Below are 5981 nucleotides of genomic sequence, written 5' to 3'. Positions count from 1 at the left end.
ACGAACAAACTTAACGAACAATTTTGACTTTAAAACGCTATTGACGGATAAAATGTTACGATGCCGATGACCTTGTTCATTATGCTGGCCGCAACAAAGCCGTTATCCCCCACAATCCATGGAAAAAAAATCTCAGAGAATTTGACGCAGATCTTTATAAAGAACGCACTCTAGTCGAGCCAATGTTCAACAAGTTAATTCATTTCAGGCCCGTTGCACCCAGATATGACAAATTTACACACGCTTTTCTTTCCTTCGTTCATTTTTAATGTATCACTTAATAATTTTAAAGTAAACTTAAATGTCGACATGTCTTAGTGCTTTTTTAAAATCGTTAATTTTATAGGCTGGTGAACGTTTCTTTTTTTATGCTAACATGCTTGTGCAGTTTATGCAAAGTAATAGTATAACAACATAAAAAAATTTCCAACTAAGAAATACTTATTTTTTTTAATTTGATCTTATTTAATAATTTAAAACATCTATTGTACTATATTATTTTTTTAAGCAGTTTTTTTAAAACATTCAAAATGAGACTTACTGTTCTTTGGTCAACAGCTCTAGACATTATCAAAAAAAATGCTACAATATTCAGGGTTTCAACTTGCGGATATGGTGAAATTGGTAGACACGCCAGATTTAGGTTCTGGTGGCGTGAGCCTTGGGGGTTCAAGTCCCTTTATCCGCACCAACTAAGTAAAAGGAAAAAAATTTCATGCTACAACAAAAGATACAGGAAGTACATTCTATCACTCTAAGTGGGGTTTCTATTCAAGAAGCGCTTGATCGAGAAGTTCGTAAGCGTGCGGCAAAGCAGAAGGTTCCTGGGTTTAGATTAGGTATGGTTCCTTTGAATATTGTCTTTGATATGCATGAAAACGAGATTGTTTCTTCAGTTTTAAACCAAGTATTGATAGAAAAAGTTCGTGAAATTCCAGAACATAAAGGATCATCCAAGTATTTTGTACAGTTTCCTGACCCTATTCATGTAAAATTAGGAGTTACGTCAGATCTTCCTGTGGAGATTACTTTTGTATATCCATCTCAATTTCCAGATACCGAATGGTCTGATGTTTTATTGCCTGTCTTGGATGAAGATATCTCAGAAGATGAGCTGCGTACTTTCGTAGAACGATATCTTCAGCAATTTATGCGGTGTGAGCCTCTTGAAACTCCTCGCGCTTCCCAATGGGGGGATATGTTGTTTGTGCGCATGAATTTTAAAGATAATCAAGAAGAACGAAGTGTTGTTTCGAAAATACCTTTAGTAGAAGGAGAGCACCCTGAGTACGCAATTGAAGAATTTATTGGCATCGAGCCGGGGTATATGATATCACAACGCGTTAAAATTCCTCATTTTCTTTCTACAGTACCCTCTTCAAAGGCCCTTGCAGGAAAAAGAGTAAATTTTTCCTTATTGGTGGAAGATGTGCAACGTACAGTTGCGTGTGCTCTGGATGATAAGAGTGCCCAATATACAGCGAACTGTGATCTCAAAGAATTACTCGAAAGAGCAAAGCTATTTTTGAAAAAACGTATTCAAGCGCTTTCCTACCAAATTCAAAAAGAATATTTAGAAGTAAAGATTTTTCAGATGCACGAGATCCCTGTTTCGGACATACTGATCAAAGATTATGCACGTGATTTACAAAGGCAATACGAAGCTAATGAAGCATTTAATAGCTTAATTCCGGAAGATCATCGCCAAGATTGGTATCAGGAAATAGCTCGGTGTGTTCTTTTGAAAAAAATGTTTATCAAAGATTATGCGCTCAAAAATCCTGAAAGCTGTACTCCGACTTCTGGAGAGATTTTAGAAATTTTAGACGCTTATAGGCGTAAAGTTAACGCTTCTAATGAAAGTGTACTGCGTCAATATCTAGAAGATAGTTCGTTTAATGAGTTGATTCAGGACATAATCATTTCGGATAAAGTGATGGAGAATATTGTTAAAAAATGTGGTCGCCAGCCCCCTGTAAAAATTCTTCCTTCTGTATGGAAAGATTCATCTTTTGTACAACAAAAATATGCAGAGCTTTCGGAAAAACTTACGCAAGATCTCTCAGTATCGGCTTACATTCAAGAAATTCCTTTGAGTAATGTTCAATTCCTACCCCATCCAAACCATCAGAATTCGGATCTAGAGATAGGAATAGACCGTCCTTTAGAGGAAACCGAGGGGATGCTTTCCGTACAAGGCAATTCTTGTACGGAGGTTATTTTAGAACAGAAAATTTCTTTCCAGGAAGAGGGTGATCCTTCTATTAAAATTACAGAAAGTGAGAAAAAGGAGGGAAATGTGATTGTATAGCATGTATTTAAGAAAACCCAGAAAAGTCTAAAAAGGAGTTTAGTATGACGGAGTTTGAAAAAAGCTATTTAATTCCCATGGTGGTGGAGCAAACTGGAAGAGGGGAAAGGGCCTACGATATTTATTCACGCTTACTTAAAGAACGTATTGTCTTTCTGACGGGTCCTATAGAAGATCATAGTGCTTCTCTTGTGTGTGCTCAGCTGTTATTTCTAGAGTCAGAATCTCCAGGAAAAGATATTTTTTTGTATATTAATTCTCCAGGGGGTGTTGTAACCTCAGCTTTCAGCATTCATGATACCATGCAATATATTCGTTCTGACGTGGTAACAGTATGTTTGGGACAAGCGTGTTCAGCGGGATCTTTTTTATTGGCGGCGGGAAAAAAAGGAAAGCGGTATATTCTTCCTCATGCACGGGTTATGATTCACCAGCCTTCTGGAGGAGCGCATGGACAAGCTACAGATATTGAAATTCATGTGAAAGAAATTCTTTACCTGAAAAGACTTTTGAATCAATTGTATGCAGAATACACCGGAAAAAGTTTGGAAGAAGTGACCCTAGCCATGGAGCGAGATAATTTTATGTCTGCTCAGGGAGCTGTTGATTTTGGCATTGTAGATCATGTTATGGAGCCTGGAATGCGACCAGATAATCAGTGAATTTGGTTATCGTTCTAATTTGATTTTTGGGGGATGTTTTTTTTAGGCCTTTATGGCATAATGAAGTTAATATGTAACAGAAGGGAGCACTAAATGGATAAAAAAAATGGCATAGAAACAGAAACCATTTTGCGTTGTTCTTTTTGTGGAAAAAGTCAATATGAAGTACAAAAATTAATCGCTGGGCCTACAGTGTTTATTTGTAATGAGTGCATTGAGTTATGTAACGATATTTTGAAAGAAGAAAATCGAAGAAATCGATTTTCAGGTTCTGGGGATAGTAAAAATAGAATTCCGGTACCTTGGGAGATTAAGGCAGTGTTAGATGAGCACGTTATTGGTCAGTCTAGGGCAAAGCGTGTTCTCTCCGTGGCGATGTACAATCATTATAAACGCATTGAGCACGATAATCTTGCAGGAAGCGATGTAAAAATTTCAAAGTCTAATATTTTAATGATTGGCTCTACAGGATGTGGAAAGACCCTACTTGCAGAGACGCTTGCAAAGACCCTGGATGTTCCTTTTGTTGTAGCGGATGCTACTGCGTTGACAGAGGCAGGATATGTAGGGGAAGATGTAGAAAATATTGTACAAAAATTACTCCAAAATGCGGATTATGATATTGAGAAAGCTCAAAAAGGAATTATTTATATTGATGAAATTGACAAAATTGCTCGAAAAGGAGATAATCCTTCTATTAGTCGAGATGTTTCTGGAGAAGGGGTTCAACAAGCATTATTGAAGCTTATTGAAGGGACTAAAGCATTAGTGCCACCTTTAGGGGGGAGAAAGCATCCTCAGCAGGAGTTTGTTCAAGTAGATACTTCGGAAATTTTGTTTATTTGTGGGGGAGCTTTTTCTGGATTGGATCAGCTTATTGGAAAACGTCTCAAGGGTCAAGCAATCGGATTTTTGTCTCATCCCGCTCAGGATAAATTTAACTCCGAAAATGTGTTGAATTATATCCAAACAAGAGATTTAGTAGATTATGGTATGATTCCTGAATTTGTTGGACGTCTTCCAGTAATTGTTTCTTTGGAAGACTTAAATGAGGAGGCACTCATTAAAGTTCTAACCGAACCTAAGAATGCACTGATTAAACAATATAAAAAATTATTTGCTATGGAGGGTGTAGAACTAACCGTGACTAGTGGTGCACTTCGGTCTGTGGCTCGAGAAAGTTTACGATTAAAAAGTGGTGCTCGGGGTTTGCGCGCTATTTTAGAAAAAGTGCTACAAGATACGATGTACGATCTTCCTTCCTTACAGGGACTGAAAGAAGTAGTGGTTGATGAAAAAGTGGTTTTGGAAGATGTTGCTCCATTAATGACTTACAAGATTGAAAAAAATCAAAAAGCATATTGATAAAAAACTTTTGGGGCTATCTTAAAAAGCCCTTTTCAGTATGAAAAAGTTAAACATTTGGTTTAGAACTTTTATTTAAAAATCTGTCACTCATTGTCTTCTCTTGAATAGGATTTTATCTAAAGCATTTTTTTGTTTTTTATTTCTATCTTTAAATTGTTTAATCGATCTAGTGCGTGTTGTAAAATAACAGTTGCAGCTTGAGCATCAATTTTTTTTGTTTTAACTAATGTAAGATGTTGAACGGATACGGTGCTTAAACGCTCATCCCAAAGACATACAGGGTAGGGCTCAAGATGCTGGGCAAACTCTACAACTAAACTGCAACCTTTGCTCCAAGATCCATTAAGATTTAAAGGGAGACCTAATACTATCCAGGATGCAGAATATTCATTCAGAATGCTTATGATGTTTTTTGCTAAACGATTATAGGAAGAAGTAGGTAAAACCTTTAACGGAACTGCTATAATATTTTCAGGATTCGAAATAGAAATTCCTGTAAATTTTCTTCCAAGATCAATTCCTAAGCATGATTCTGAGAACGTCAGTGATGCTCGATCCTCTAAAAAGATTCTGTGGTGCACGAATCTACATCGGAAATATAACGAATGGCTTTAATCAAAAATCTTTTTTCTTTTTGCACAATAAAAAGTGTTACCTCATCTCCAATTTCTTTTCCAATCAATGCTTTTGCTAACGGAGCTTCAATAGAAATTTTCCCTTGTTTAATATCCGCTTCATCTGTTCCCACAATTTGATACTCTATCTCTCGCTCCTCATCTTCCAAAAGAACATAAGCACCAAAAAACACTTTATTTCCAGACAATGTGCGCAAATCTACAATTTGAGCTCGGGAGATACGCTCTTCAATATAGCGAATCCGCCGTTCCACTAAATGCTGCTTTTCTTTGGCTGCAGCGTATTCTGCGTTTTCTGAAAGATCTCCATAAGCGCGAGCTTTGGCAATTTCTGCAATAACTTGAGGTCTTTCTATAAACATTAATGTTTTTAATTCATCTTGAAGCTGGCGCAATCCGCGCTCCGTCATAGGAATAGAGTTAGACACAAATATCAAATAAAAGAAGAATGTACACTATTGTAGTTTAAATTTTTTAAAAAAGCAACGCCTTAATGTGTCGGGGTGAAAGGATTTGAACCTCCGACATTCTGCTCCCAAAGCAGACGCGCTACCAGGCTGCGCTACACCCCGAATCAGAATAAATTCTATCATAGAAAATTACTGGTTTCAAGCAGCAGTTTCTCTTTACTAAGCAAACAGTCCGGTAAACCATTATTCTAACTTATTGAGGATTATTTTAGTGAAGGATAATGGAATAAACACTTTAGCTGATGCAGTAGAGCGCTCATAAATCTTTGAATATCTAAAATGATCTAACCAAGGAAATGAATACTCTACAAGCCCGCCATTCCTGGACCTTAACCCCCTTAGAGCTTGTCCGCAAATGAGAGATATGTTAGTGTATCTGGATGATGTTGGATGCAATTGAGGAATATAAATGAATAGAAGAGCGTATGAGACAGATTTAAAAGACAAAGAATGGGAATTAATATCGGAATATTTTATACCAAATATTAAGAAGGCTGGCAGGCCTGTGAAACACAGCAGAAGAGAGATATTAGAT

At 36.9% G+C, this 5981-nt stretch carries 5 protein-coding genes and 2 tRNA genes; 4 read left to right on the top strand and 3 right to left on the bottom strand.

Annotated elements, in window-relative coordinates:
• Window positions 1-606 precede the first annotated feature (606 nt).
• From HCUR_RS07000 to clpX, 4 genes are all read left to right on the top strand, one after another.
• Window positions 607-691 (top strand) — tRNA-Leu (locus HCUR_RS07000).
• Window positions 692-715: 24 nt separating this feature from the next.
• Window positions 716-2311, top strand: coding sequence for a trigger factor (locus tag HCUR_RS06995; RefSeq protein WP_104207368.1), 1596 nt, complete (start codon window positions 716-718; stop codon window positions 2309-2311).
• A 44-nt stretch (window positions 2312-2355) separates the two neighbouring features.
• Window positions 2356-2973, top strand: coding sequence for an ATP-dependent Clp protease proteolytic subunit (locus tag HCUR_RS06990; protein ID WP_104207367.1), 618 nt, complete (start codon window positions 2356-2358; stop codon window positions 2971-2973).
• A 93-nt stretch (window positions 2974-3066) separates the two neighbouring features.
• Window positions 3067-4338: an ATP-dependent Clp protease ATP-binding subunit ClpX gene (clpX, locus tag HCUR_RS06985; protein WP_104207366.1), complete on the top strand. Its 1272-nt coding sequence runs from the start codon at window positions 3067-3069 to the stop codon at window positions 4336-4338.
• Between the two features lie 119 nt (window positions 4339-4457).
• Here the strand turns inward: clpX and ruvX are convergent, their stop codons facing one another.
• The 3 genes from ruvX to HCUR_RS06970 form a co-directional block, all read right to left on the bottom strand.
• Window positions 4458-4922: a Holliday junction resolvase RuvX gene (gene ruvX / locus HCUR_RS06980; RefSeq protein WP_104207365.1), complete on the bottom strand. Its 465-nt coding sequence runs from the start codon at window positions 4920-4922 to the stop codon at window positions 4458-4460.
• Window positions 4901-5386 (bottom strand): transcription elongation factor GreA, encoded by a 486-nt coding sequence (greA, locus tag HCUR_RS06975; RefSeq protein WP_104207369.1) that lies wholly within the window; start codon window positions 5384-5386, stop codon window positions 4901-4903. The genes ruvX and greA overlap by 22 nt, the downstream gene beginning before the upstream one ends.
• Before the next feature lie 88 nt (window positions 5387-5474).
• Window positions 5475-5548, bottom strand: a tRNA-Pro gene (locus HCUR_RS06970).
• Window positions 5549-5981 lie beyond the last annotated feature (433 nt).

This window comes from Holospora curviuscula, from assembly GCF_002930195.1.
GTDB classification, from domain to species: domain Bacteria; phylum Pseudomonadota; class Alphaproteobacteria; order Holosporales; family Holosporaceae; genus Holospora; species Holospora curviuscula.
Note: the sequence above shows the minus strand (reverse complement) of the source record. Positions and strands in the feature narration are given on the sequence as shown.